This window comes from Aliidiomarina shirensis (assembly GCF_003987345.1).
In the GTDB taxonomy this organism is placed as follows: Bacteria; Pseudomonadota; Gammaproteobacteria; order Enterobacterales; family Alteromonadaceae; genus Aliidiomarina; species Aliidiomarina shirensis.
Genome location: NZ_PIPP01000002.1, coordinates 358,994 through 384,028 on the forward strand (window position 1 = coordinate 358,994; position 25,035 = coordinate 384,028).

The 25,035-nt window shown below is 47.0% G+C and carries 24 protein-coding genes; 4 read left to right on the forward strand and 20 right to left on the reverse strand.

What is annotated here, in order from left to right; translation table 11 throughout:
• The first annotated feature begins 16 nt into the window (after window positions 1-16).
• On the forward strand, window positions 17-1,390 hold the full coding sequence (gene ahcY, locus CWE13_RS05720; protein ID WP_126806729.1) for an adenosylhomocysteinase: 1,374 nt from the start codon (window positions 17-19) through the stop codon (window positions 1,388-1,390).
• Between the two features lie 96 nt (window positions 1,391-1,486).
• The gene (locus CWE13_RS05725) at window positions 1,487-2,065 is read left to right on the forward strand and encodes a GNAT family N-acetyltransferase (RefSeq protein ID WP_126806731.1); all 579 of its coding nucleotides are present in this window, start codon (window positions 1,487-1,489) and stop codon (window positions 2,063-2,065) included.
• 10 nt (window positions 2,066-2,075) lie between these two features.
• Here CWE13_RS05725 and CWE13_RS05730 read toward each other — a convergent pair whose 3' ends face one another.
• From CWE13_RS05730 to rplU, 8 genes are all read right to left on the reverse strand, one after another.
• Window positions 2,076-3,398, reverse strand: coding sequence for an NAD(P)/FAD-dependent oxidoreductase (locus CWE13_RS05730; protein ID WP_126806733.1), 1,323 nt, complete (start codon window positions 3,396-3,398; stop codon window positions 2,076-2,078).
• A gap of 9 nt (window positions 3,399-3,407) precedes the next feature.
• Window positions 3,408-4,550 carry an ABC transporter permease gene (locus tag CWE13_RS05735; protein ID WP_126806735.1) on the reverse strand — a complete coding sequence of 381 codons (1,143 nt, stop codon included), beginning with the start codon at window positions 4,548-4,550 and terminating at the stop codon, window positions 3,408-3,410.
• Window positions 4,547-5,281 carry an ABC transporter ATP-binding protein gene (locus CWE13_RS05740; protein WP_126806737.1) on the reverse strand — a complete coding sequence of 245 codons (735 nt, stop codon included), beginning with the start codon at window positions 5,279-5,281 and terminating at the stop codon, window positions 4,547-4,549. The genes CWE13_RS05735 and CWE13_RS05740 overlap by 4 nt, the downstream gene beginning before the upstream one ends.
• A gap of 3 nt (window positions 5,282-5,284) precedes the next feature.
• On the reverse strand, window positions 5,285-6,778 hold the full coding sequence (locus CWE13_RS05745) for an alpha/beta hydrolase (protein ID WP_126806739.1): 1,494 nt from the start codon (window positions 6,776-6,778) through the stop codon (window positions 5,285-5,287).
• Window positions 6,779-6,942: 164 nt separating this feature from the next.
• Complete coding sequence (folA, locus tag CWE13_RS05750) at window positions 6,943-7,452, reverse strand: type 3 dihydrofolate reductase (protein WP_126806741.1); 510 nt, start codon at window positions 7,450-7,452, stop codon at window positions 6,943-6,945.
• Between the two features lie 56 nt (window positions 7,453-7,508).
• On the reverse strand, window positions 7,509-8,696 hold the full coding sequence (gene cgtA / locus CWE13_RS05755) for an Obg family GTPase CgtA (protein ID WP_126806743.1): 1,188 nt from the start codon (window positions 8,694-8,696) through the stop codon (window positions 7,509-7,511).
• Window positions 8,697-8,818: 122 nt separating this feature from the next.
• Window positions 8,819-9,076: a 50S ribosomal protein L27 gene (gene rpmA, locus CWE13_RS05760; RefSeq protein ID WP_126806744.1), complete on the reverse strand. Its 258-nt coding sequence runs from the start codon at window positions 9,074-9,076 to the stop codon at window positions 8,819-8,821.
• Between the two features lie 15 nt (window positions 9,077-9,091).
• On the reverse strand, window positions 9,092-9,403 hold the full coding sequence (rplU, locus tag CWE13_RS05765) for a 50S ribosomal protein L21 (protein ID WP_007420752.1): 312 nt from the start codon (window positions 9,401-9,403) through the stop codon (window positions 9,092-9,094).
• A 174-nt stretch (window positions 9,404-9,577) separates the two neighbouring features.
• Between rplU and ispB the strand changes: the two genes are divergently transcribed.
• Window positions 9,578-10,549 (forward strand): octaprenyl diphosphate synthase, encoded by a 972-nt coding sequence (gene ispB, locus CWE13_RS05770; RefSeq protein ID WP_126806746.1) that lies wholly within the window; start codon window positions 9,578-9,580, stop codon window positions 10,547-10,549.
• Window positions 10,550-10,759: 210 nt separating this feature from the next.
• Here ispB and mdh read toward each other — a convergent pair whose 3' ends face one another.
• Window positions 10,760-11,695 carry a malate dehydrogenase gene (gene mdh / locus CWE13_RS05775; RefSeq protein WP_126806748.1) on the reverse strand — a complete coding sequence of 312 codons (936 nt, stop codon included), beginning with the start codon at window positions 11,693-11,695 and terminating at the stop codon, window positions 10,760-10,762.
• Window positions 11,696-11,875: 180 nt separating this feature from the next.
• Here mdh and argR point away from each other — a divergent pair, with 180 nt between their 5' ends.
• On the forward strand, window positions 11,876-12,340 hold the full coding sequence (argR, locus tag CWE13_RS05780) for a transcriptional regulator ArgR (protein ID WP_126806750.1): 465 nt from the start codon (window positions 11,876-11,878) through the stop codon (window positions 12,338-12,340).
• Window positions 12,341-12,363: 23 nt separating this feature from the next.
• On the opposite strand, the gene CWE13_RS05785 is transcribed toward argR, so the two are convergent.
• From CWE13_RS05785 to CWE13_RS05835, 11 genes are all read right to left on the reverse strand, one after another.
• Window positions 12,364-13,266 (reverse strand): Dyp-type peroxidase, encoded by a 903-nt coding sequence (locus CWE13_RS05785; RefSeq protein ID WP_126806752.1) that lies wholly within the window; start codon window positions 13,264-13,266, stop codon window positions 12,364-12,366.
• Window positions 13,267-13,359: 93 nt separating this feature from the next.
• Complete coding sequence (locus CWE13_RS05790) at window positions 13,360-14,286, reverse strand: glycosyltransferase family A protein (RefSeq protein WP_126806754.1); 927 nt, start codon at window positions 14,284-14,286, stop codon at window positions 13,360-13,362.
• Window positions 14,287-14,435: 149 nt separating this feature from the next.
• Entirely contained in the window at window positions 14,436-15,974 is a 1,539-nt protein-coding gene (locus CWE13_RS05795) for a S10 family peptidase (protein WP_198677899.1), read from the reverse strand.
• Between the two features lie 46 nt (window positions 15,975-16,020).
• The gene (locus CWE13_RS05800; RefSeq protein ID WP_126806756.1) at window positions 16,021-18,006 is read right to left on the reverse strand and encodes an acyltransferase family protein; all 1,986 of its coding nucleotides are present in this window, start codon (window positions 18,004-18,006) and stop codon (window positions 16,021-16,023) included.
• 102 nt (window positions 18,007-18,108) lie between these two features.
• On the reverse strand, window positions 18,109-19,836 hold the full coding sequence (ggt, locus tag CWE13_RS05805; RefSeq protein WP_126806758.1) for a gamma-glutamyltransferase: 1,728 nt from the start codon (window positions 19,834-19,836) through the stop codon (window positions 18,109-18,111).
• 17 nt (window positions 19,837-19,853) lie between these two features.
• Window positions 19,854-20,204: a hypothetical protein gene (locus CWE13_RS05810; RefSeq protein WP_126806760.1), complete on the reverse strand. Its 351-nt coding sequence runs from the start codon at window positions 20,202-20,204 to the stop codon at window positions 19,854-19,856.
• A 13-nt stretch (window positions 20,205-20,217) separates the two neighbouring features.
• The gene (locus tag CWE13_RS05815; RefSeq protein WP_007420767.1) at window positions 20,218-20,463 is read right to left on the reverse strand and encodes a type II toxin-antitoxin system Phd/YefM family antitoxin; all 246 of its coding nucleotides are present in this window, start codon (window positions 20,461-20,463) and stop codon (window positions 20,218-20,220) included.
• Window positions 20,464-20,671: 208 nt separating this feature from the next.
• Complete coding sequence (gene acnB, locus CWE13_RS05820; RefSeq protein WP_126806762.1) at window positions 20,672-23,260, reverse strand: bifunctional aconitate hydratase 2/2-methylisocitrate dehydratase; 2,589 nt, start codon at window positions 23,258-23,260, stop codon at window positions 20,672-20,674.
• 167 nt (window positions 23,261-23,427) lie between these two features.
• On the reverse strand, window positions 23,428-23,991 hold the full coding sequence (locus tag CWE13_RS05825; RefSeq protein WP_126806764.1) for an NUDIX hydrolase: 564 nt from the start codon (window positions 23,989-23,991) through the stop codon (window positions 23,428-23,430).
• 140 nt (window positions 23,992-24,131) lie between these two features.
• Window positions 24,132-24,620, reverse strand: a complete 489-nt coding sequence (locus CWE13_RS05830) for an alpha/beta fold hydrolase (RefSeq protein WP_126806766.1) — start codon at window positions 24,618-24,620, stop codon at window positions 24,132-24,134.
• Window positions 24,620-25,006 (reverse strand): CBS domain-containing protein, encoded by a 387-nt coding sequence (locus CWE13_RS05835; RefSeq protein WP_198677900.1) that lies wholly within the window; start codon window positions 25,004-25,006, stop codon window positions 24,620-24,622. Before CWE13_RS05835 ends, CWE13_RS05830 begins: the two co-directional genes overlap by 1 nt.
• Window positions 25,007-25,035: the final 29 nt, after the last annotated feature.

Sequence of the window (25,035 nt, forward strand, 5' to 3'; positions counted from 1 at the left end):
GATACGAGAGAATATAATGACTTCTTTTCAAGATTATAAAGTAGCTGATATTAACCTTGCGGATTACGGTCGCAAAGAGATTCGCATTGCCGAATCAGAGATGCCTGCATTAATGGCTATTCGCCGCAAATATTCAGCAGCGAAGCCATTGAAAGATGCGCGCATCATCGGCTGCATCCACATGACCATCCAAACTGCCGTGTTAATCGAAACACTTATCGAGCTAGGTGCAGAAGTGCGTTGGTCGTCGTGTAATATCTTCTCGACGCAAGATCACGCGGCTGCTGCTATGGCCGCAGCCGGTATTCCAGTATTCGCTTGGAAAGGCGAAACTGAAGAAGAATACGAGTGGTGTTTAGAGCAAACGTGTAAGAAAGACGGTGAGTTATGGAATGCCAACATGATTCTTGATGATGGTGGCGATTTAACACTGCTTATGCACGATAAATTCCCAGAAATGCTCGATAAAATCCATGGCATTACTGAAGAAACCACAACAGGTGTTCACCGTTTATTAGAAATGTTGAAGAAAGGCACTTTGAAAGTACCTGCTATCAACGTAAACGATTCAGTAACGAAATCAAAAAATGACAATAAGTACGGCTGTCGCCACTCGTTAAACGATGCCATTAAGCGTGCTACCGATCACTTATTATCAGGTAAAAAAGCCCTAGTGGTTGGCTACGGTGATGTGGGTAAAGGTTCTGCAGCATCATTACGCCAAGAAGGCATGATTGTTAAAGTAACTGAAATCGACCCAATCTGTGCAATGCAAGCGTGCATGGACGGCTACGAAGTTGTATCTCCATACATCGGTGGCGTAAACGCAGGTGATGGTTCTACCATCAATAAAGAATTGTTAGGCAATACCGACCTAATCGTTACCACTACTGGCAACGTGAACGTGTGTGATCAGTACATTCTTGCAGCGTTGAAAAACGGTGCTGTGGTTTCCAACATCGGCCACTTCGATAACGAAATCGATACTGCGTTCATGCGTAAAAACTGGCGCTGGGAAGAGGTGAAGCCACAGGTACACACTGTGTTCCGTTCTGATTCACTAGATGATTATTTGATTCTATTATCAGAAGGCCGCCTAGTGAACTTGGGTAACGCTACTGGCCACCCAAGCCGTATTATGGATGGTTCTTTTGCAAACCAAGTATTAGCGCAAATTCATTTGTTTGAGAAGAAATATGCTGCAATGTCTGATGCTGATAAGAAACAAAACTTAACAGTTGAAGTATTACCAAAGCAGCTTGATGAAGAAGTGGCGCGTTATATGGTTGAAGGTTTTGGTGGTGTTATCACGAAGATGACAGCACAACAATCAGAGTACATTGGTGTGCCGGTAGAAGGCCCATTCAAGCCTGATGAATACCGCTACTAAGATTAGCACACGCTAACTAGAAAAAAGGTGAGCGCTTAGTTGCTCACCTTTTTTTATGCGCGGTATAATGCGCGCTCATTTTCAAGGAAGTTCACTATGACAATCAATTCCCCACGCCTTTCATTTCGCCCGCTTACCGAAGCAGATTTTGCTGACGTGATCGAGCTTGGCAATAAAGTTCATGGCGAAAACTACCTAACTCCTGAGAATCTCGCTGATTATTTTCAACGAGGGCAAACTGAAAATGGCCGCAATCTGCACTGGTTAGCGTTCAGCGATGATAAATTAGCGGGCATTCGCCTCACCTTTGCACCCGGCAAATGGGATATTGATAAGTATTGCACACCCAGCGCATGGCCATTTGCCGCAGAAGAGCTCTGCTATTTCAAATGTTCTGCAGTTGATCATGAAGTGCAAGGCGGCGGTATCGGTAAATCATTACTCATGCACTCTATTGTTGAAGCTCAGGGCGCTGGCTGCAAAGGCGGTTTGGCTCATATTTGGCGGCAAAGCCCGAACAACAGCGCGTTTGAATACTTCTCACGCTGTGGTGGTGAGCTTATAGCTGATCATGGCAAGCGGTGGCTACAATCTTCACTTGATGATGGGTACTACTGCCCAGTGTGTGATGGCGATTGTTATTGTACTGCCGCAGAAATGTTACTGCGCTTTTAATCCGAACCTTCTACTTCCTAAATCTATCAATGCTATACATCGCCCTTAGCGCAATACGCCGCGCCGCCGCAAACGGGTAGCGCGGTAGCTCAGATTGATAGAACGGTAAATCAGGCACCGCCTCGCCGTTGCAATATTGCGCTAGGCGTTTTCCCGCTAAACTTGCGAAGGCCACACCTGCACCGCAATACCCAGAACTGGTATACACACCATTCGCAGGCGAATAAATTCGCGGCATCGAATCAAGCGCCACACTAATCCAGCCACTCCAAAAATAATCTGCATGTAAATCGCTGAGATCTGGAAAGGTAGCCGCTAGCGCCTTTTCCATACGCTGCTTTTGTGCAGCATCATCGGCATGCTTACCCTCTACGGCACCACGGCCGCCGAAAAGAATACGGCCATCAGGTAGCAAACGGTAATAATATTTTAGAGTGCGGGTATCCATTACCAAATCATTAACCGTTAGGCCGCAGTGTTGCTGTTCCGCCGCACTCAATGGCCGCGATACCAAAATACTCGAGAGCACTGGGAACTGGCGCGTACTGAGCTCCGGAAAAGGTTGCTGAGGTAAATATCCATTGGTGCACACGAGCACTTGATCACACTGGATCTCATGGCCGCCAGCGATCAGCGTGTGTTTACCAACACTCTGCCCCCACTCGGTTACCGGATGACCGGTTACGATGGTAACCCCTGCACGTTGCGCTAAGCGTAAATAAGCGCCCGTTAACGCCCTTGGGTTCAACGCTGCAGCGGGAGTAAGGGACAAGCCGCCATGTTGCCACTTAAGGCCCGGTAGCTGTGCCTGTTGCGCTTCGGGGCTAAGCCATTGCGCGGTTAATAGAGTATTCGCATATGCGGGTTGGTGCTGCTGCAAGGTTGCCGCAGCTTTGGCATTGTGGCCGAGGCGCAAATAGCGAGCCTCGATTAATTCACACGGCCAATCGGAGGTTTCAACAGCATTCTTTACATGCGCGATACTGTTGGCAAATTCGTTTTGCACAGCGTGTGCTACATCATCACCAAACTTGCTGGCATAATCGCCATAGCTCAGCCTACCCGTGCCAGGCAATAAAAAGCCGGCATTGCGGCTACTGGCTCCAGCACCCACGCCTCCGGCATCAATAAGTACAACTTCACGATGTTGTTGTTGTGCAATTTCAATGGCTGCATTAAGGCCTGTATAACCAGCGCCAATAACCACCACTTCCGCTTTGCGCGGTAAAGCTACGGCATTGGTATCCGGGAAAGGTGTTACCGCTGCCCAATATGAAGCAATACCAAATTCGTGAAAAGCCGGGATATCCCGGCTTTTTAACGGATCATACACAACTGCCTCCTAGAGGCCGAAAACTACTTTCTCGCTGCGTAACATCTTCGTTACTACCGCTACTAACGCCGCGGTTACTGCTAACGTAATGCCCGCGCCGCCAAGTACCATCAACCAGTTAACGTCTTGTCCACCAATGGTAGCAAGCAATACGCGATGTTGCGAAGTAACCGGAAGTATTTCTAATGCAGGATGTTCAAAACGCGTAAATTCTACTGCAAAAATCACAGCTACTGGGATGAACATTACCAGCGAAATATAAGTTTGTGCTTCTTTAAACGATTTTGCTCGAAAGCTTACGAACAATTGCAAAATACTCGCAAAAGCCGCCAAAGGAATAAGCACCAGTATCATTCCTGCTTGATCTATCCAACTCATACTGAAATCAATACCGAGCTTTTCAAGTGGCACAAACAAGAATACCAACGGAATTAACAAGATACTTAACACCGCCCCAAACAAAGCAAAGGTTCCCGCCGCAGCTGCTTTGGCCATTACCAGCCAGTGCGTACCTACAGGCTGTGCCAACAGGAACTCTAGCGAATTCCGTTCACGCTCACCGGCACTGCCATCAATAGCAACGTTCATACCTGAGAAGAAAATAGCCATGAGCACGAACACCATCACCGTACCCAAAATCATCGCCGCCCTAGCTTCTTTTGTTGCGGTATCTTGCTTATCAATACGAATTGGCGAAATAACATCAGCACTAATCCCTCGCAGCGTTAGGCGGTGGCTAGCAATCGTATTGTTATATTCACGCAATGCACTCTCTAAACGGCTACGATAACTACCATCGCTGCGCTCCGAGTAATCCGAACGAACCGTGATATAAATCGGCTTTGCACTTTCCATGTTTTCTTCATAGTTTTCTGGGATCTCCAAATAGATTTCACGCGCAGTGTTTTCTTCATCACCGGCAAAAATTCTTCGATCACCAAGAAAATCTACTAACGCTGGTGCATATTGGGCGCCATCAATGTGTACGTACACATCACGTTCAGAAACCGCATCTTTAATAACCATCATGAAGGCTACCGCCATCATAATGGGTCCAAAGAACGCGTAGCTCATTGCCGCCATTAACGAACGCTTGTCACGCAAGGCATCCGTCATTTCTTTTAGCCAAACTGTCATAAATACTGATTTCATAGCATGATGCCCTCTTCAGTTCCAATTAACTGCACGAAGGCTTCTTCGAAGCTCTCTTGCCCTGTTCGTTCGCACAGCTCAGCTGGGCTACCTTCAGCCACTACTTGCCCTGCCACCATAATCACTACCCGATCACAAAGTGCTGCTACTTCCTGCATGACATGGCTAGAAAATAAAATACAGCGGCCTTGGGCCTTCAATCGGAATAAAAGCTCACGTAAAATTCGCGTACTCATAACATCTAAGCCGCGGCTTGGCTCATCTAGAATCAAATTCTGTGGCTGATGCACAATGGCTTGGCCTAGCGCAACTTTCATGCGTTGGCCCTGAGAGAAACCGCCAGTGCGGCGATCAGCGATATCATTCATATCTAAATCATCGATTACCTGCTGCACCGCTGCTTTACGCGCGTCGCCATGTAAACCATGAAGGCCAGCAAAATAAGCGATGTGCTCACGTGCGCTTAAGCGCTCTTGCAACCCAAACTTATCCGGGAAGATACCAATGCGTTTACGCACATCAATAGGTGCTTTCGAAGCATCAATACTATCTACTTGCGCACTCCCCGTATCGGGGTGAATCAAGCCATAAATACTGCGTAAACAGGTAGTTTTACCGGCACCATTCGGGCCAAGCAAACCGGTGATTTCGCCATCGTTGGCTTGAAATGAAAGGCCTTTAAGCGCTTTCACGTCTTTATATGCTTTCTCTAATCCGCTAGTAACTATCATGGCTTACATCCCCGCCGCATTTACGTTACGTAAGAATGGCAACATGCGCGTGCGTGCCAAACAAGAATCATCAACCGTTTTACTCGGGTCTTCCAAAAACTGCGCAATCAGGCGATTTGCGCAGGTATGGCTCATAATCGTATGGCCACCAAACTCGGCAACTAAATGCTGTGAATTTGATAACGTTTCAGCGGCAATTTCTGCCCACTCAGGCGGGGTTACCGGATCTTGTTCACCAGAAAGTAACAACGAAGGAATATCGCTTACTACCGGTGCAGCGTGGCTGTTATCCGGCAATGGCTCTACGGGCCAACCGGCGCACATACTGACAAAATCATCGCCTACGCTGCCACCAATAAAGCGATTATCACCATCACGCGCTAAGAGCGCATCGTCGGCCCGAGGCATATCTTCTTGGCACAATACCGAAACGAGCAGCCCCACATACAATGGAGAGTCGGCGTCAAAAGCTCCCATTAAGCCTGCGAGTGGACGCCAATTCCCATTATTGGCTTCACTAATAACAATGGGTATGAGCTGGCGTGTTCTTGGCGAATACAACGCTGTGCGCAAAATACCGGCTAGGCGCTTCGCTGTCATCAGTAATTCGCGAGTCTCATCGCTCCGAGGGTCCTGCATTACTAATTGCTCAGGTGATGCCTGCAAACGCTCGCGCAATGCGTAATATTTCTCGTCAATGGCGCCAAAACTTTCCACACATTCTGGTTCGTTATTGCAATCACTGACCATTAAATCGAAAGCGCGTTGGCTGTAGGTGCCAAAAGGCCCCACAACCACCTGCGTTGGTGCTACACCATCAAGTACCACACTGCGCAGCGCTTCTGGCGCTTCACGCATCCATACTAATGCGGCACGAGTACCATAAGAGCCACCATATAAATTGATTTTCTGATAACCAAGCGCTTTGCGTACCATCTCGAAATCGAGAATCGCATTCACCGTATTATACTGCTGAAAATCAACATCGAAGTCTTCAGCGCACTCTGCCATTGTCGCGCTTAAATCAACTTGATCATCGGGAACAAGGAGCTCATCAATAGCAGAAACTTCACATTGCAGCGCCCCTGATTTTCCAGTGCCACGTTGGTCAATCAATACGATATCGCGGCGCTGACGCACATCTTGGAAGATGTGATCAATCATGCTTGCAAGCTCGGTTGCAGCTTGCCCTGGGCCGCCAGCTAAAAAGAACAAAGGATCAGAAGCCGCTCCGGAACTTACCGCCGGTAAACGAACAATATGTAAATCAATTTGCTTGCCATCGGGCGCAGCATGATTTTCTGGAACAGTCAGGAAACCGCATTCAACTTGCTCCGATAATCCGCGTAAATGGCAAGATTCGAGCTGTAACAAGTTGTTTGTGGCTGATGGATTTTCAGAGGATGTTTCTGAAGTTTGCGCATTTGCTGCGGGCGCGCCTAAAACAAGGCACGCAGCAAAGGCAAACCCCAGTGTTACCGGAGTGAGGGTTTTCATTATTATTCTCTCTTTATGGGTGCGCTAGCGTTTTAATGTGTTTTACCGATTTTGTTACATTACTGCAATAGCTGTTTACATTCAGTAACAAAAAATTAAACTTTCGGGCACACAAGGAAAGGCGCTGGTTAATACGCAAACATATAAAATGAGAAGTTTAGAAATTAGGGTTTTTCATACATGTAGCCGCGAAAAGAAAGTGGGTTCTTGTCATCAGCTTTGTGTTCACGCAGCAACGTCTGTTGCCATTCATCGGCGTGAAACTCAGGGAAAAAGGTATCCCCTTCTATATTCAGATCGATATGCGTGAGGTATAACCGCGTAGCATGCGGCAAAAAGGCTTCGTAAACTTGACCACCGCCAATAATCATTACTTCATGCAACTCCGTACCATTCGCCGCCGCCATTGCCTCAGCAGCAGCAATCGCTTGTTGAGGGTTACTTGCGGTAGTTACACCTTCGGGAAGTAATTCGGGGTTGCTGGTAATAACAATATTGTGCCGGCCTGGGAGTGGCCGGCCAATCGAAGCAAAGGTATTGCGCCCCATAATAATCGGCTTGCCCATGGTGAGCTCTTTAAAATACTTCAACTCATCAGGCAAATGCCATGGCATATCTCCTTTGTTGCCAATTACGCGGTTATCGGCCATCGCTGCAATAAGGGAGATTTCCATGGGGCTAAATACCTTTTTTATTTAATCATTATGGTTTCTAAATTATCGTTTCTAAATTATGGTTTGTAGATCACATGACCATCATCGGGCTCTTCTTCCCAATCATCGTCGTCATCTAAATCATCTTCAAGATCATCGCCCCACTCTTCTTCAGCTTTTTGCATCTGTTCATCGTGGTAGCTTGTCCATTTAAACTCAACCGGCTCATCATTGCCTTCAGCTTCTGCATCGGGCTTCGGCAGCGCTTCCAAGTATTGCATGATTTCACGCATAAGTTCGTTACACGCTTTACCAGTAATCGCGGAAAGCTCAAATACCGGGCCTTGCCAATCCAAACGCTCAACGATTTCAGCACGGCGTTCAGCCAATGTTTCTTCGTCTACTAAATCGGTTTTATTCAACACCAACCAACGCGGCTTAGCCGCTAGTGCTGGGCTATATTGCGCAAGTTCTTGAATAATGGTTTCCGCGGTATCCGCAGGGCTGCTCTCATCAAACGGCGCAATATCAACCAAGTGCAATAACAAGCCACAGCGTTCAAGGTGCTTTAAGAATTGAATACCTAAGCCGGCGCCATCAGAAGCCCCCTCGATCAAGCCGGGGATATCAGCGATTACAAAACTTTGGCTCGCATTTAAACGCACCACGCCCAAATTCGGCGTAATGGTAGTAAACGGATAATCAGCCACTTTTGGTTTTGCGGCTGAAACAGAACGAATTAATGTTGATTTACCCGCGTTCGGCATACCCAGTAGGCCAACATCAGCTAACAACAATAACTCGAGTAATAAAATACGGTGTTCACCTTTGGTGCCATCGGTTTTTTGCCGCGGTGCACGGTTGGTGCTGCTCTTAAACCGGGTGTTTCCTAAACCGTGGAAACCGCCTTTAGCTACGAGCTGGCGCTGACCATGGCGGGTTAAATCGCCAATGATTTCGCCTGTATCCATATCCTTAACACGCGTACCTACAGGAACCTTCAGCGTTTTATCTTCACCGCGGCGGCCTGTACAGTTACTACTCTTACCATTTTCGCCACGTTGTGCACGATGCGTGCGTTCAAAGCGATAATCAATAAGGGTATTGAGGTTCTCATCGGCTTCCAACCAAACATCACCACCATCGCCGCCGTCGCCGCCATCAGGGCCGCCTTTCGGTATGTATTTCTCGCGCCGAAAGCCAATGCAGCCATTGCCGCCATCGCCTGCTTCTACGCGAATATCAATTTCATCAACGAATTTCATGGTTTTGCCTGTTTTGCCCGACGCTCACACGTCAATATTTCAAGAATATACTTACCCGGAGGTAAGGTAAAGATACAAAAAACCCCGCACTAAGGCGGGGTTTTCCGGATTCGGTGCTCGTATTAATCAGCGTTTACGCTGATGAACTTCCGATTTTGCGGTCCACGCTGTTCGAAGGTAACTTTACCATCTACTTTCGCGAATAACGTGTGGTCACGACCTACACCTACGTTATTGCCTGCATGGAACTTGGTGCCCCGTTGACGAACCAGAATGTTTCCGGCTAGTACAGTTTCACCGCCATAACGCTTAACGCCCAGACGTTTACTTTCTGAATCGCGACCGTTACGTGTTGAACCACCTGCTTTTTTGTGTGCCATGTGTCTCTACTCCTCTTAAGCGCCAATACCAGTGATTTTCACTTCCGTGAACCACTGACGATGACCCTGTTGCTTGCGTGAGTGCTTCCGACGACGGAACTTAACGATAGTAATTTTATCGCCACGACCATGGGTCACTACTTCTGCTTTAATCTTGCCACCTTCAACGAAAGGTGCACCAATTGTCACGTTTTCACCATCAGAGAGCATGAGCACTTGCTCAAACTCAACGGTATCACCGGTAGCTGCTTCGAGCTTTTCCAGGCGAACGGTCTGGCCCTCGGTGACACGGTGTTGTTTACCGCCACTTTGAAAAACCGCGTACATATTCTTCTCCAATTGCCTTTTATAAGGCGCTACAAACTTTAATTCAGGCCGCGGATTTTACGTAAAAACATCCCGCAGCGCAAGCGAAAAATATAAAAATCATCAAACTGGCAGAAATCTGTAATTCAGGTAAAATCAAACGCTAATTTTATGTAAACAAAGAGCTGCTTTACCATGGATTTATCTGCCGTACGCACGCTTAGCGAAAACGATATGCATGCTGTGAATGAGATTATTACAGCACAATTACGTTCAGATGTCGCGTTGATTAATCAGTTAGCTTTCTACATTATCAACAGCGGTGGTAAGCGCTTACGCCCCCAGTTGGCAGTAATTGCAGCTCGCGCCTTGGGTTATAAAGGTGATAAACATCACCTGCTTGCAGCTATTGTTGAATTCATACATACCGCCACTTTGCTACACGATGATGTAGTTGATGAGTCACTCACCCGCCGTGGTCAAGAAACTGCAAATGCCTTATTTGGCAACGAAGCAAGCGTATTAGTAGGTGATTTTCTTTACACCCGCGCATTTCAGTTGATGGTGAAAACCGAAAGTATGCGCGTTCTCGAAGTGCTCGCCGATGCCACAAACATTATTGCTGAGGGCGAAGTGTTGCAGCTGATGAACTGCAACGATCCCACCACTACCGAAGAATCTTACTTTCAAGTTATCTACAGTAAAACGGCAAAACTTTTTGAAGCGGCAACCCAACTCGGTGCCGTGCTCGCAGGTGAAAGCGCCGAGCTCGAACAAGCAGCCGCTGATTATGGCCGCTATTTAGGCAATGCTTTCCAATTAGTAGATGATTTGCTCGACTACACCTCTGATGCCGAAACCATGGGCAAAGATGCCGGCGATGATTTAGCCGAAGGCAAACCTACCCTGCCATTACTTTATGCTATGTGGAATTGCGATGAAGAACACGCAGCCTTGATTCGCAGCGCTATTGAAGAAGGTGGTAAACGTGATTCGCTAGAAACGATCCTTGGCGTAATGCAAAGCACCGGCGCCTTAGAATACACCCGCAGTAAGGCGCTCGAACAACGCGATCTAGCCATCGCAGCACTTGCTCCCTTCCCTGAGAACCAACATAAAGAAGCATTAAAAGCCCTCGCCAACCTAGCAGTAGAGCGGGTGGCCTGAGAGATTTAAGCGTTTAAGTTCGGGTGCGGCGCTCCCACCGTTGCGGGACGCCGTAAATACGTCCATGTAGGCTTGGCCTCGGCATCCATGCCTCGGATGGGTTTACGGCGCCCTGCATGGTGGTAAGCACGCCCAGAGCCCCCCAAGCCAAGATAAAAAAACCGCGCTGGTTTGCACCTAGCGCGGTTTTTTAATTTCAAGCAATCAGATTTACTGATTGGCGAAATCGATACCCATTTGAATATCTTTTTTCAGGCCATCAAGCATATCGGCTTTGGCTTTCGCTTCGAAATCGCTTAATTCGCCGTATGGTAAAACTTCTTCAATACCGTTGGCGCCTAGTACTACCGCTTGCGCAAAATACTGTGCATCGCTGCCATCGCCTTCAACATAAGCGTATTCAGTAACGTGAACACCTTGCAGGCCTTTCACAACTGATAAGCAGAAACGTGCTGCTGCTTGGCCCATGGAAAGGGTTGCAGAGCCGCCGCCAGCTTTGGCTTCAACCACTTCAGTACCCGCGTTTTGAATGCGGTGGGTAAGTGATTCAATTTCTTCTTGCGTGAATTCAACATTCTTTACTTGTGAAAGCAATGGTAAAATCGTAGTACCACTATGGCCACCAATTACTGGCACATGAACGTCTTCTAGCGGCAGACCTTTGAGTTCACCCACAAACGCTTCAGCGCGGATAACATCAAGTGTAGTTACACCGAATAAACGATTCTTATCGTAAACACCTTTGGCTTTTAATACTTCAGCAGCAATTGCTACCGTGGTATTTACTGGGTTGGTAATAATTCCAATACATGCTTTCGGGCAAGTATCTGCAATATTTTCAACTAGGTTTTTAATGATGCCAGCGTTCATGTTGAACAAATCTGAACGGTCCATACCTGGCTTACGCGGAACACCAGCTGGAATCAATACAACATCAGCGCCTTCAAGTGCATCAGTTAAGTTCTCTTTACCATAACCTTTTACGCTTACCGAGGTTGGAATATGGCTCAAATCAACCGCAACACCCGGCGTTACCGGTGCAAGGTCGAACAAGGCAAGGTCAGTTCCTGCTGGAAGCTGGGTTTTTAATAGCAAAGATAACGCCTGACCAATACCGCCAGCGGCGCCTAATACTGTTACTTTCATAATGCACTCCAATCAATCTGTTGCGGGGGCTAAACCTTAGCCGATCAGCCCCAAAAAAACAATAAAACGCTCGTTTAACTGCTTCTATATATGGGGACATTTTTTTACAAAACTAGGTGTTATGGAAAATTTCCGATACACTATCTATCTCTTTTTCTTGGTAAACAATTAGACGATCGTATGGCCTCTTTACAACAAGATTTGCTCATTGAAGCATTTCGCGAATTATTAAAAGAAGAATCTTATTCATCGCAGGCGGAAATCGTTGAAGCGCTGCAAGAGCGTGGTTTCGATGGTATGAATCAATCGAAAGTTTCACGCATGCTGAGTAAATTCGGTGCTGTACGTGCACGCAATGCGCGTGAAGATATGGTGTATTGTTTACCACCCGAACTATCCATGCCTTCGGCTCGTAGCTCAGTGCGCCAGCTTGTGCTTGATGTTGAGCATAACGATGTCATGGTTATCATCCGCACTACCCCGGGGGCTGCTCAGCTTATTGCTCGCTTACTTGATTCGGTAGGTAAGAAAGAGGGTGTGCTCGGCACGATTGCCGGTGATGACACAATTTTCATTGCGCCAGTTAAAGTGAGCGACATTGATGAAACCCTGCATAATATTCAGCGGCTGTTTGAGAGTCACTAATATTATAAGCCCGTGCTTTTACTCTAGCCCTGCAAGCTGTTAAACCAATTCAATGCAGGCACGAAATAAGCACTTGAGTGCTCAATATTCACATAATCAAGCAATGGATCGCTTAAACCATCCTCGCCGGCAATAAAGCGATTGCGAATCCATTGATCTAATAAGCTCACCTGATTAGAAAACAAAAAGCTCACTTCTTGCGGCCGTTGCAACGCACCATAGGGCATGTGTAAGCGCCAGATATCGCCTTCAGTTTTACTCGCATGCGTAGCGCCATTCGTGGTTTTCATGCGCCGTCCCGAAGTTTTCTCACGCCCCATAATACGTTCTTGCTCAGCTTGCGTAAGCTTATTAAAGCGCCGTACATCAAGTTGACTTTGCAACAACCAAAAGTAGCTACCGCCACTAAATTCAGGGTCTTGCTCTTCAGAAATCAACGCCAGTTTACGGCGCATGGCGCCTGCTAAGGTTTCATTGGTGTATTTAAATCCAAATAAATCTCGGCCATCAAGGCAACGAAATGGCGTAGTTTGCTCGGCTAAGGTTACGAGATCACCGAGCCAATGCAACAGCTGTAAACCAGTTAAGTAGTTGGCATCAGCGCGATCTGAACGCACCACAATCGCCATATCAAATGGCGTTACTGGCAACGGGTGTTCGCTACGAATGTAATCCGGGATAGTTTTTAACGCATCGGGCCGTGCATCCGGGGAAATCACATCCCAATAGGGTTCGCCGATCGCTAACACAATGCTGAGCATACTTTCCGAGAAGCGATCTTCTAATTGGCTAGATTGTTCGCCAAAGGATGCGAGTTTACGCCGAACTGCTGCTACATCTTCCGACGTAACGTGCAATAACATTACCAAGCCATGTAGGCTTGCTTCTGCGCATATTCCCGATTGTGAACGAATGAGCTGCCCCATATTTACGAACTTCCTTGCTAAACGTGAATGAACACTGCTGATGCAGGTTCTATGCTTGCCTTTAAAACTTACGTTTACGCCTTACCTGTGCGCCTATTTTTGCGCTTTATCTTTGCGGTCACGCCACCACGTTTGCACTTGGCGAATGCCACTGCGCACCGATGTGTTGGCTTGCGAGCCGGTATAACGCCCTTTAAATATATGCCGAATTCGATAAACACCAGGCACGTTGATCGCTTTGCCTTGGCTTTTTAGCATCCACCGAAAGGCGCGATCTTCGTAACATTTTTGCCAGCTATCGGCTGGGGTTTGATACACCGACATTGCATCACAATATCCCATCTCCCGGGCCGCATCACCATGGGTAATTTGTAATGGTCCGGTGGCTTTGGTAATCGCTTTGGTAATGAAATCAGTGCCATCTAGGTTTACTACTTGCGGCTCCGCAGCCTTTTTTAGCAAGGGATCATCTTCCGCTAATAACGAAGTAACACGCTCTTCTTGTGGGTACACCAACGGCTCGGTGCAACCTTGCAGTTCAGAAGCCAGTTTATCAAGTGCCCCTTCGTGGAACACCACATCGCAATCCGTGAACCACACCCAATCCGCTTTGCTATTTAAAGCAGCGTGATTACGGCCAATGCCACGGCGAAACAGTTGCTCTTTCGGCATCGCGCGCCATTGCCATTCCACGTTATCTACCGGTTGTTTAGCGAAAAATGCTAATAATTCACAGGCTTTCTGATCTTCTTCGCTGTAATACACCGTCATGGTTACGCGAAGATCTTTTGGCGCGTGTTGCACCAGCGAACTTAATTGATAAGCCTGTAAATGCGCATATTGCCAGCAATGGCTTACAATCTCTAAATGCAGCTTGCCGGTTTTCGGTGCATATTGCTTCTTTGGTTGCGGATACAACCAACGAATTGGTAGCACGCCGCTTACCGCTAAGCGAGCGAGTTGCCCTTGAATTCCCCGATACCAACGTTGCGGTGCTACCCGCGTTGAAGTTGCTTGCATCTATTTACTCTCGCTAACGTTAAATTTCAAACCGCTTACTTAAAATGCTTAGTTGCCGAAATACTTATGGAATACCCATAAAAAAACCCATGCTGCGATGCTACACCATCACAGCACGGGTTTCATCTATCACTATCGCCTAGCAAGCATTAATATTGTGCCGGAGCACCTGCTTCTGGCAACGCGTTTAAAATGAACTCACGCAAGTGTTGATTTGAAAGCTCCAGATCGTGGCGACGTAAATACATCATGTGGCCGCTACGGTAGCCTTCAAAAAACAAGCGATCTTTCATTTTTCCGCTTGGGTCCATTTGCCACATACTATATTTGGCATCAAAGTAATTCGTGGCGCCATCGTAGTAACCTGCCTGATACAGCACATTTAAAAACGGGTTCTGCGCCATAGCTTGGCGTAGGTTTTCGCCCGTGTTGTTACCACTGCGATCCCAGGGGTGAACCGGACCAAACATGTTGTAGGTTACATCTGTTTTGAAACCTAGTTCTTCACGCAGATAATAGTTAATCGCCGGTGTGAACGAATGTAACCAAGAGGTAAGCTCCGAATTAAAATCAGGGCGTACACCTACATCTTTACGATCTAAACCTTTATAGCGCGAATCCAAACGGCCAATTGTGTGGCCCTCGTCACGCAGCAACTCTTTCCAGAAAAACGCCGTATCAATATCTAAATTGCTTTGCATTACCGCTTCAACGGAAAGGCCTGAATAACGTGCTACTTGCTCAGCAATCGCTTGTTTCTCTTCTGCCGGTAGCCATGCGCCTTTGGCCAGCGCCGGCAAATATTCATTTATCGTAAAGGCTTCTACTTCAGGCAATAAATCGTAGAGATCGCCACTTTGTAGATCATCCGCTAACACACCATGATACCAAGCTGCTGCCGCGAAGTAAGGTAAGCGGTTGGCTGCTTTTACCGGGCCATCGCGAGAAATACCCATATCAGTTGGCGATACTAAAATCACACCGTTCAGGTACATCCAATGATTATTCTGTAGCGCTAGTGCCATGCCCGCAACACGGGTAGTACCATAGCTTTCGCCAATCAGGAATTTCGGCGAACGCCAGCGCTCATAACGAGTAACAAACGTATTGACCCACTCAGAAAGATAGCGAATATCTTCATTCACACCGAAGAACATTTTTTGCTGTTCCGCCCGCGATGGCATATTGCCATCAGGGCCTGGTAGCACTCGCGAATAACCAGTGTTTACTGGGTTCACAAATACGATATCGGCTACATCCAGCACCGAAAACGGGTTTTCTTGCACACCATACGGCTGGGTTGGAAAGCCTTCGTCATCAAGCAATAACGTTTTTGGGCCCGTGTAAGCTACGTGCATCCAAACCGATGCAGAACCCGGGCCTCCGTTGAATGAAATCAGCAAAGGCCGGCGTTCTTGGTTGCGTACACCTTGGCGCTCGTAATAGGTATATTGTAAGGTTGCTGTTGGGTGCCCTTCATCATTCCATACCGGCATGGTTCCCGCGTAGGCTTTGTAATCAATACGCGAACCATTTATTTCTGCCCGATGCTCAGTAACCACTACTGATTCCACATCAATACTGCGGCGATGTTCATCACTAGCTTGCGCATTGTTTGTATAGGAAACAAAACCCAATTGCAGCGTGGCTAGTGTAAGCACTAACACGCCTTTCTGTAGTATATTCATAGTCTTCCCATTTATATTTTTATGGTTTTACAACGGTTCAGCGAAGTTACTTCTCAGAAAATATTTCTGCCAGCACGGGTTTCAAAAAACTAGCGCCGTATTCGTTCAAATGATCATCATCAAAATAAATCGGTGAACCCGCTATATCGCCCCAGCAAACCCCATCTTGGCAAAAAACCGGCACCGGATCGAGTAAAGTTACCCCACAATCGGTAACTGCCTGTTCCAATGCGGTGAGTATCACCCTTTGTCGCTCATAGTAGTGCACTAACGAAATACTTACCCGCTCAGCCTCACCTTGGAAAAACTCTGTTCTGGCCATGTGTTGGGGCACACTTACGGGCATTTCCGGAGTTGGTTTCAGCATAAACACGGGCCGATCTTCGGCAAACTCGCAAGCGGTGGCCGTTATCGCTTCACTAAACTCCTGAAAAAACGCCATGGTGCGTTCTGTGTAGGGTTCCGAAATATAATACTCGGGCGTATCCTCAAAGCCATCGGTATCGGTTGCATCGCGGCTTATCACATATTGGGCAAAACGATTCACCATTAACATAGGCACATCAGCCGGTAGTTGTTCGCTGCGCTTAAGGGCAAAATCGATGAATTCAGCACAACGATAACCCCTATCTTCCGCCGATTGAATATTTTCGATGGTTGGGCAACCGGTCACTGTCCAATCGAGTACATGTAAATTATCGTGTGGCAGCGCTTCTTCCGCTGTGCGTACTATCGAACCACCGTGGCTATCACCGAGAACAATCAGCCCAAGCGTGGCTCCGCCATACGTACATTCCACCGATTCACCTGCAGAGCTTGAGCCCAAACATTCTCCTCTACGCGGGTTAATATCGTTAATAGCACTAGCAAGCGCCTCAACAGCTGGGGGCAAACGTTCCGGTAAATCACCGCCACGAATCCATTGCGCAGGCACTGCACATACCACGAGCGCGGTCAAAAAAATGGCCGCTAAAGCGCGTTTTCGGCGGCCGTAAAAAAGTGTGCGAACCGGGTTTTCAATGAGCCGATAAGATAAATCACCGAGCACCAAACTCGCTACGATAGCGCCGATAACAGCCGGTACCCACGTTTGCATACCGACAAAGAATAACAACACAGCAAAAGGCCAATGCCACAAATAAATCGAATAAGAACGCGTGCCTAACCACTGCGCAATCGGATGACACACCATTGGGTTGTCCTGCCGCGCAACTCCAAGCACAAGCATGGTACCGATTACAGGTAACAAAGCCCATGCGCCGGGCCAAACCAGCGCTGCATGAAAGAACACAAAGGGTAAAAGAATCAACAACCAGCCCAAGATGTAGCCGGCATTTACCAATCGGCTATTGATTCGGGGCTTATTTTGCCAACGGGTGAAAAAGAATACCAATCCGCCTGCGGCCATTTCCCACGCCCGCGCGGGCAGCAAATAAAATGCCGCGTTTGGATCGTGCGGGGAAATATAAATACTGTAGCCCAGTGATAACAAAAACAGCGCCGCAATACTTATAAATAGCGCGGTTATGTTGCCCCGTAACAAACGAAATGCAGCCCACAAAAATATCGGAAACAGTAAATAAAACTGCCACTCAGCCGCTAAACTCCAAGTGTGTAATAACCACTTTTCATGGGCTTCACTATCGAAATACCCGGCCGCACTGGCAAAATCGATATTAGAAATAAATGCTAAGGCATAATTCGCCTGAGATGCGAGCTCTTGATAATCTGGCGTGGGTAAAAAGAACCAGCCTGCTCCAAGCAGAAGCAAAATCATCACGTATAGCGCGGGAATAATGCGTTTTGCGCGGGCGAGGTAAAATAGCCGGAAGCTGAACTTATTCTGAGCAAGGCCGCTCACAATAATATCGGTCATTAAATAACCGGAGATAACAAAGAAAATATCAACACCGGTAAAACCACCGGCAAAACCTGGCACTAAAAAATGAAATAGCACCACCGACATCACAGCCCATGCGCGCAGGCCATTAATATCGTTACGGAATCCGGCTTTACTTAAATCAAACTGCATGCGCCTGTTTAGCCCTCAAAACACCTTCAAAACAATCATTATGTACTATTCTATTGGTGTATTTTCAGGGCTACGGCGCATGAAGTAAACCTACTTTTCTAATTAATACCCCGCAGCGTAACCATCTTTGCGGCTTTCCGAGGCACCGATATAAACGCCCTGTTCCGCATCAAACCAAATCGCTTGGTAACCACCGTAAGGGCCCACCGCTTCTTGCAACCTGTGCCCCATTTTTACCAGTTCACGCCGAGTGTTATCGGAAAAGCCGTTTTCTAAACTTACCACGCCACCATCAACCATAATTTCACCCGTTGGTTGGCTGGAGCCGGTATGCAGAATGCGTGGTGCATCACCTGCTTCTTGTAAGTTCATGCCAAAATCGATCATGTTAATTAGAATCTGAGCGTGCATTTGTGGTTGTGTTGCGCCGCCCATAACGCCATAACTCATGAGTGGTTTACCATCTTTGGTAACAAACGCTGGAATAATGGTTTGGAACGGCCGTTTTCCCGGTTCAAACACGTTCATATGGCCTTCTTCCAGAGCAAACAGCTCGCCACGGTTTTGTAGTACAAAGCCCAAGCCTTCCGGTGTAACGCCCGAGCCCATGCCACGATAGTTACTCTGAATCAGCGAAACCATATTGCCATGCTTATCCGCAGTGGTAAGGTAAATCGTATCACCCGTAGTTGGCGGATTACCGGGCTCATAGCTGCGGCCAGCCCGTTCAGGGTTAATTAACTGCACACGTTCTTGGGCATATTCTTTCGAGATCAGCCAATCAACCGGAATATCATTAAACGCGGTATCAGAATAAAACTTCGCGCGATCTTCGAACGCCAGTTTTTTCGCTTCTACAAAATGATGAATATACTCAGGGCTATCAAATCCCATTTCGGCTATATCGAAATTCTCAAGGATATTAAGAATTTGCAGAGCTGCTATACCCTGGGTATTCGGTGGCAGCTCCCACAAATCGTAGCCACGATAATTCGTTGATACCGGCTCCACCCACTCTGATTCATGCGCAGCTAAATCTTCGTAACTTAAAAAGCCGCCATGCTCCTGCACAAAATTACCAATGGTGCGGGCAATTTCACCTTCATAGAAAGCATCTCGGCCATCGCTCGCCAGCTTCTTATAAGTACTGGCTAAATCTGGATTACGAAACATTTCGCCTTTGCGCGGCGGATGCCCATCTTTCATGAAAACTTCACGAAAACCGGGGAAATCTTGCAACACTTCAGCGTTGCGCTCAAAGTAATAGGCAATTACTTCCGTTACTGGAAAGCCGTTTTCTGCGTAATGAATAGAGGGCGCAAGAATTTCATTCATCGGCAATGCACCAAAGCGGCCATGCATTTCAAACCAGCCATCAACAGCGCCCGGCACCGAGAGTGGCAATAGCCCACGCGCCGGAATGCTTTCATAGCCATTTTCAATAAAATAATCGAGCGAAAGGCTCATCGGTGAGCGACCAGAAGCATTTAATCCATACAATTGCTCACTTTCCGCATGCCAAATTATGGCATAAAGATCACCACCAATTCCGTTGCCCGTTGGTTCAACCAGCCCCAATACAGCGTTGGCGGCAATAGCTGCATCAATGGCGTTGCCGCCCGCTTGCATAATATCAAGGGCTACCTGTGTGGCTAGCCCTTGGCTAGTTGCAGCCATAGCTTCCGGAGCCATTACTTCCGAGCGAGTAGCAAAATGGTGGCCAGTAATTCTATCGGAGGCTGTGGCGGTATATATTGGAGCAAGTGCGGCAGCGGTAACTAGGCCCGCGGTGATAGCAGCAACGGCTGCCTTTTGAACAAATGCATGCATGGTGTTCTCCAGCTATGTTAAGTGGGCGCTTTGATTACATAATCAATCAGCAGCTGCTGTGCGCTTTGTTTCTGGCGCATAAACGCCATCACGTGAGCCTCCTGCTTACCTTCATCCAATCGAAATAAAACTTTGTATTTTTTGTAGGTTACCTGACGATAATCAGTAATGCCGAGCATTTCAAGCTCTGGGCATACCGGAAACTGCTTCGGGTTATTGGCTAACTTGCTTTCCGTGGCTAAAACCAACTCTCGTGCGATTGCACTAGCCTCTACCTCGCCTATAAATTGGTTCATATAGCGAATCAGTATGGTTAGCGTTACTTGAGAAACATGAGTGTATTTTACGAGTGTTCTTGCAGTATTCATTTTTGTTTGGATCCTAATCTTGTGAATCCAAACCTACTCGCTGCAAAAGCTCATCTGCACCGATAGTTCTGCCCTCGCGAATATCTCGCTCGGCAAGGTTCATAAGCTTGAGAAGCGCAATACCTTCATCGCGTATTTGCGCACTCGCCTCTGATTCTATTCGATATACCGGGGTACCACCTTGAGTAACCACAATAGGCTCTTCAACATCAAGAGTTGCCGCATTTTGCTTTATATAACTGATGGTTTTAATTTGCATAAGACCCCCGTAAACACTTAGTCATAATAGAACACAGCCCAAAGTAGAACACCGGCAAAAGTAGAACACAGTTAGGCAGTCTAAATATGAACTATTTATAGACCATTTATCATGAGTTCACAAGATTCAATGCCCAAGAAACAAAAAGCCCAGCACTTAGATAAGTACTGGGCTTTATTTTGCTAGCGGAAGTTACTCGCTAGATAAGTTACGCAACATTAATCGTTGGAATAATGCTGTCTTTAGCTTTTTGTTCCGCAGCCATGAAATCAGGCATTTGATCGAAGTTTAGGTACTTATAAACTTCGCCAGCCATTGCATCGATGTTTTGTGCGTATTCCATGTACTCTTCACGCGTTGGGATTTTGCCCAAAATCGCGCCCACTGCTGAAAGTTCAGCAGAAGCCAAGTATACGTTTGCACCGTCACCTAAACGGTTAGGGAAGTTACGCGTAGAGGTAGAAAGCACCGTTGCACCGGCTTTCACACGCGCTTGGTTACCCATACACAATGAACAGCCAGGCATTTCAGTACGCACACCGTTGCGACCGTAAATGTTGTAATAACCTTCTTCCATCAATTGCGCTTCGTCCATCTTCGTTGGTGGCGCAATCCACAATTGTGTGTTCAGTGGCTTGGTGTTTTGCTCAAGCAATTTACCAGCAGCACGGAAGTGACCAATGTTAGTCATGCAAGAACCGATGAACACTTCATCTACTTTATCGCCAGCAACATCTGATAAGGTTTTCGCATCATCAGGATCGTTCGGGCAGCAAAGAATTGGCTCAACGATTTCGTTCAAATCGATTTCCACAACTTCTGCATACTCTGCATCTTTATCAGCTTGCATCAGTTCAGGGTTCGCCAACCACTCTTCCATTTTCTTCGCGCGGCGCTCAAGTGTGCGCACATCGCCGTAACCTTCTGCCATCATCCAACGAAGCATGGTGATGTTTGAACGTAGGTATTCAGCAATCGATTCTTCTGAAAGCTTAATGGTACAACCCGCAGCTGAACGCTCTGCCGAGGCATCAGAAAGCTCGAACGCTTGCTCAACCGTTAAATCATCCAAGCCTTCGATTTCTAAAATACGGCCAGAGAAGGCATTTTTCTTACCACGTTTTTCAACTGTAAGTAGCCCTTGCTTGATACCGTATAAAGGAATGGCATGTACTAAATCACGCAAGGTAACGCCCGGCTGCATTTTGCCTTTGAAACGCACCAATACTGATTCTGGCATATCTAACGGCATTACACCGGTAGCTGCCGCGAATGCTACTAAGCCTGAACCTGCAGGGAATGAGATACCCAGTGGGAAACGAGTATGCGAATCGCCGCCCGTACCTACAGTATCTGGCAACAACATGCGGTTTAACCAACTGTGAATAATACCATCACCCGGACGCAATGAAACGCCGCCACGGTTCATGATGAAATCTGGCAATGTGTGCTGAGTATCGATATCTACTGGCTTCGGATACGCCGCTGTGTGGCAGAATGATTGCATTACTAAATCAGCGTTGAAGCCTAAACAGGCTAAATCTTTCAGCTCATCACGCGTCATTGGGCCGGTAGTATCTTGCGAACCTACTGTTGTCATGCGTGGTTCACAGTAAGTACCTGGGCGAACGCCTTCGATGCCACAAGCTTTACCCACCATTTTCTGCGCTAAGGTAAAGCCTTTACCGCTATCGTTTGGCTGGTCTGGCGCTCGGAATAAATCGTGATGGCCAAGGCCTAGTGATTCACGTGCTTTCGTGGTTAAGCCACGGCCGATGATTAGATTAATACGGCCACCCGCACGTACTTCATCAATAATTACATCAGAAGCATATTCGTATTCAGCAATCACTTCGCCAGCTTCGTTTTCGATTTTGCCAGCGTATGGATAAATGTGAATCACATCACCCATGTTCATTTTGTCTACATCAGCTTCGAATACTAGGGTTCCGGTATCTTTCATGGTGTTAAAGAAGATAGGCGCTACTTTACCGCCGATACAAATACCACCAGAACGCTTGTTCGGGGTACCTGGCATATCTTCACCAATGCACCACAGCACAGAGTTAGTTGCCGATTTACGTGAAGAACCGGTACCTACTACATCACCTACGAATGAGATTGGGTGGCCTTTTTTCTTCAGCTCTTCAATTTGCTCTGCCGCGTTCGTAATGCCTTCACGTGGCATTTTGTACATAGCTTTCGCATGTAATGGAATATCTGGACGCGACCATGCATCTGGTGCAGGTGAAAGATCATCGGTATTGGTTTCGCCGGTAACCTTAAATACAGTGGTGGTAATCTTCTCTGGCATTTCCGGACGGTTCGTAAACCATTCCGCTTTCGCCCATGATTCCACAACATCTTTTGCCACGGCATTGCCGTTTTTCATGCGCTCTTCTACATCGTGGAACGCATCGAACATTAAAATAGTTTTCTTTAACTCAACGCCAGCAAGCTCGGCGAGTTCTGCATCATCAAGCAGCTCAACCAAGGTTACAATGTTGTAGCCGCCATGCATGTTGCCCAAAAGCTTCACTGCAAGTTTCTTATCAATAACTGGGCTGCTTACTTCGCCCTTGGTGATTGCAGCTAAAAAGCCAGCTTTCACATAGGCTGCTTCATCAACGCCTGGAGGCACGCGCTCGCTGATTAATTCTAGTAAGAATTCTTCTTCACCTGCTGGTGGATTTTTTAATAACTCAACTAGCTCAGAAACTTGCTCTGGGCTAAGTGGTTTTGCTGGAATTCCTTCGGCGGCACGTTCGGCCACATGTGCACGGTATTGTTCTAACACAAATAATTCCTCTTAATAAAAGCCCCCGCCAAGCTCAACATGAAACCTGCATAGGCAATTTGAAAACGGGCGAATTATACGCCAAATTCGCTTGAAAATGAATTTAAGCAGCTCTGATAAGGGCTATTTCAGCCATTCATGGTGTTTATGGTGCTCGTAACGAACAGTTATAACGCCAATAACTGCTCAAGTACTAAGGTTTCACGATGAATTGAGAGCCCCATAGTTTTAGGGCGTTGTTGAATCACCTTTTGATTATGAGCAACGGCCTCTGCTAGTGAAACCCAATGTGCCGACATGCCGTTATTAATTTCATAATGCTCAAGGTTACTTGCCCCAAGCTCTTCCGCAACATCACAATGAAACCAGTAGGATGTTTGATGCATCAGATCCCAATCTTTCTTCCATGTAGGCATATATTCTGTAACCTTCCCGAACGGCGAGAGCACTTGAATATCTTGAGCTCCGGTTTCCTCTTGCAGTTCGCGTTTCAATCCAACAATTGGGCTTTCACCCGCATCGATACCACCGCCCGGAAAGCTAAAATCATCATAGCGCTCGGTATACAGCAACAAGATTTTGTCATCACGACGCACGATGCCACGCGCGGCCTCTCGTTTAAGCACCCGCATATCTCGCGCTGGAGCGCTCGCATGCAAATCATAATCCGCTAGTGATTCATGAACCAGATGAGAAATTAACCGGATATCGAGAAGAGAAAATTGAGTCATTAAGTATGAGGCACCGCGCTAACAGAAAACGTATTGATTTAGCGCCAACGAAGCACACTAAATTCAGGCGACGAATTGTACGCGAAGTCGCCGCCTGAATCTAATTTACTGGGTGTATAAACTTATACGAGCGCGAAAATTTAAGCGCCCGTGTACACTTCATCGAGTGCGGCGAGCATAGTTTGTTGCGAGGTTTCTGAAGCTAAACGGTGTTCATCTTCAACGGTAATCAGGGAAATGCCAAAGCGCTTACAAAACTCCGCAACTTTCGCGTGTGGCACTACTTCATCGGATTTACCATGAATAACGCGGATACGAGAAGCAGGCGGTAATTCAGCAACGAGTTCGCCTTCATCGGTATGTACGGCAGGTGCCAACAATACCAAGCTCTTAAACCGCTCCGGATACATGGAGTACAAACGCGCCGCCAACAAGCCCCCAAAAGAAGAGCCGATTAGGGTAACCCCCGTTAAGCCCTGCGTTATTTCGCTCGCTTTCGCTATGCGCTGTTGTAAATCCATATTTTGAAAATCAGGTGACTCCAACTCAGGAAACGCTTTTTTAATCAGCTGATATTTCGAACCATGAGGGCCACTTTCGAGGCCATGAAAAAAGAATAAAGTTGGCATTAATCAATTCGCTTCAATAGTTCTTCCATAATATCGTTCATGGTTACGAAGCCTACCAAATCATTATCGTTCACCACCAACAAGCGCTTCACATGGTGCTGCGACATTAAGCCAGCTACATGCTTCAAGCCCATGCTCTCTCCTACCGATAACGCCGGTTTTACGCACACATCATAAACATTTAATAAATCAATATCGCCATCTTCGGCGATAACCGTTTTTAGAATATTCGTGTAGGTAATTAACCCGTAAGCATCGCTTTCTGTTTGCTTTTCTACCACCAACGATTTTATATTTTTGCTTTTCAGCAAGCTTAATGCTTGCCGTAAAGTCGCAAAAGGCGAGATAGTAATTACATTGTTAATCATTACATCACGTACGATCATTATTAGTTCCTATCATTAACCAAGGGGTT

Excerpts from the sequence above, each read along its gene's own strand:
- ahcY (WP_126806729.1), top strand. The coding sequence starts at position 17 with ATGACTTCTTTTCAAGATTATAAAGTAGCTGATATTAACCTTGCGGAT.
- CWE13_RS05725 (WP_126806731.1), top strand. The coding sequence starts at position 1,487 with ATGACAATCAATTCCCCACGCCTTTCATTTCGCCCGCTTACCGAAGCA.
- CWE13_RS05735 (WP_126806735.1), bottom strand. The coding sequence starts at position 4,550 with ATGAAATCAGTATTTATGACAGTTTGGCTAAAAGAAATGACGGATGCC.
- CWE13_RS05740 (WP_126806737.1), bottom strand. The coding sequence starts at position 5,281 with ATGATAGTTACTAGCGGATTAGAGAAAGCATATAAAGACGTGAAAGCG.
- CWE13_RS05745 (WP_126806739.1), bottom strand. The coding sequence starts at position 6,778 with ATGAAAACCCTCACTCCGGTAACACTGGGGTTTGCCTTTGCTGCGTGC.
- folA (WP_126806741.1), bottom strand. The coding sequence starts at position 7,452 with ATGGAAATCTCCCTTATTGCAGCGATGGCCGATAACCGCGTAATTGGC.
- cgtA (WP_126806743.1), bottom strand. The coding sequence starts at position 8,696 with ATGAAATTCGTTGATGAAATTGATATTCGCGTAGAAGCAGGCGATGGC.
- rpmA (WP_126806744.1), bottom strand. The coding sequence starts at position 9,076 with ATGGCACACAAAAAAGCAGGTGGTTCAACACGTAACGGTCGCGATTCA.
- rplU (WP_007420752.1), bottom strand. The coding sequence starts at position 9,403 with ATGTACGCGGTTTTTCAAAGTGGCGGTAAACAACACCGTGTCACCGAG.
- ispB (WP_126806746.1), top strand. The coding sequence starts at position 9,578 with ATGGATTTATCTGCCGTACGCACGCTTAGCGAAAACGATATGCATGCT.
- mdh (WP_126806748.1), bottom strand. The coding sequence starts at position 11,695 with ATGAAAGTAACAGTATTAGGCGCCGCTGGCGGTATTGGTCAGGCGTTA.
- argR (WP_126806750.1), top strand. The coding sequence starts at position 11,876 with ATGGCCTCTTTACAACAAGATTTGCTCATTGAAGCATTTCGCGAATTA.
- CWE13_RS05785 (WP_126806752.1), bottom strand. The coding sequence starts at position 13,266 with ATGGGGCAGCTCATTCGTTCACAATCGGGAATATGCGCAGAAGCAAGC.
- CWE13_RS05790 (WP_126806754.1), bottom strand. The coding sequence starts at position 14,286 with ATGCAAGCAACTTCAACGCGGGTAGCACCGCAACGTTGGTATCGGGGA.
- CWE13_RS05795 (WP_198677899.1), bottom strand. The coding sequence starts at position 15,974 with ATGAATATACTACAGAAAGGCGTGTTAGTGCTTACACTAGCCACGCTG.
- CWE13_RS05800 (WP_126806756.1), bottom strand. The coding sequence starts at position 18,006 with ATGCAGTTTGATTTAAGTAAAGCCGGATTCCGTAACGATATTAATGGC.
- ggt (WP_126806758.1), bottom strand. The coding sequence starts at position 19,836 with ATGCATGCATTTGTTCAAAAGGCAGCCGTTGCTGCTATCACCGCGGGC.
- CWE13_RS05810 (WP_126806760.1), bottom strand. The coding sequence starts at position 20,204 with ATGAATACTGCAAGAACACTCGTAAAATACACTCATGTTTCTCAAGTA.
- CWE13_RS05815 (WP_007420767.1), bottom strand. The coding sequence starts at position 20,463 with ATGCAAATTAAAACCATCAGTTATATAAAGCAAAATGCGGCAACTCTT.
- CWE13_RS05825 (WP_126806764.1), bottom strand. The coding sequence starts at position 23,991 with ATGACTCAATTTTCTCTTCTCGATATCCGGTTAATTTCTCATCTGGTT.
- CWE13_RS05830 (WP_126806766.1), bottom strand. The coding sequence starts at position 24,620 with ATGCCAACTTTATTCTTTTTTCATGGCCTCGAAAGTGGCCCTCATGGT.
- CWE13_RS05835 (WP_198677900.1), bottom strand. The coding sequence starts at position 25,006 with ATGATCGTACGTGATGTAATGATTAACAATGTAATTACTATCTCGCCT.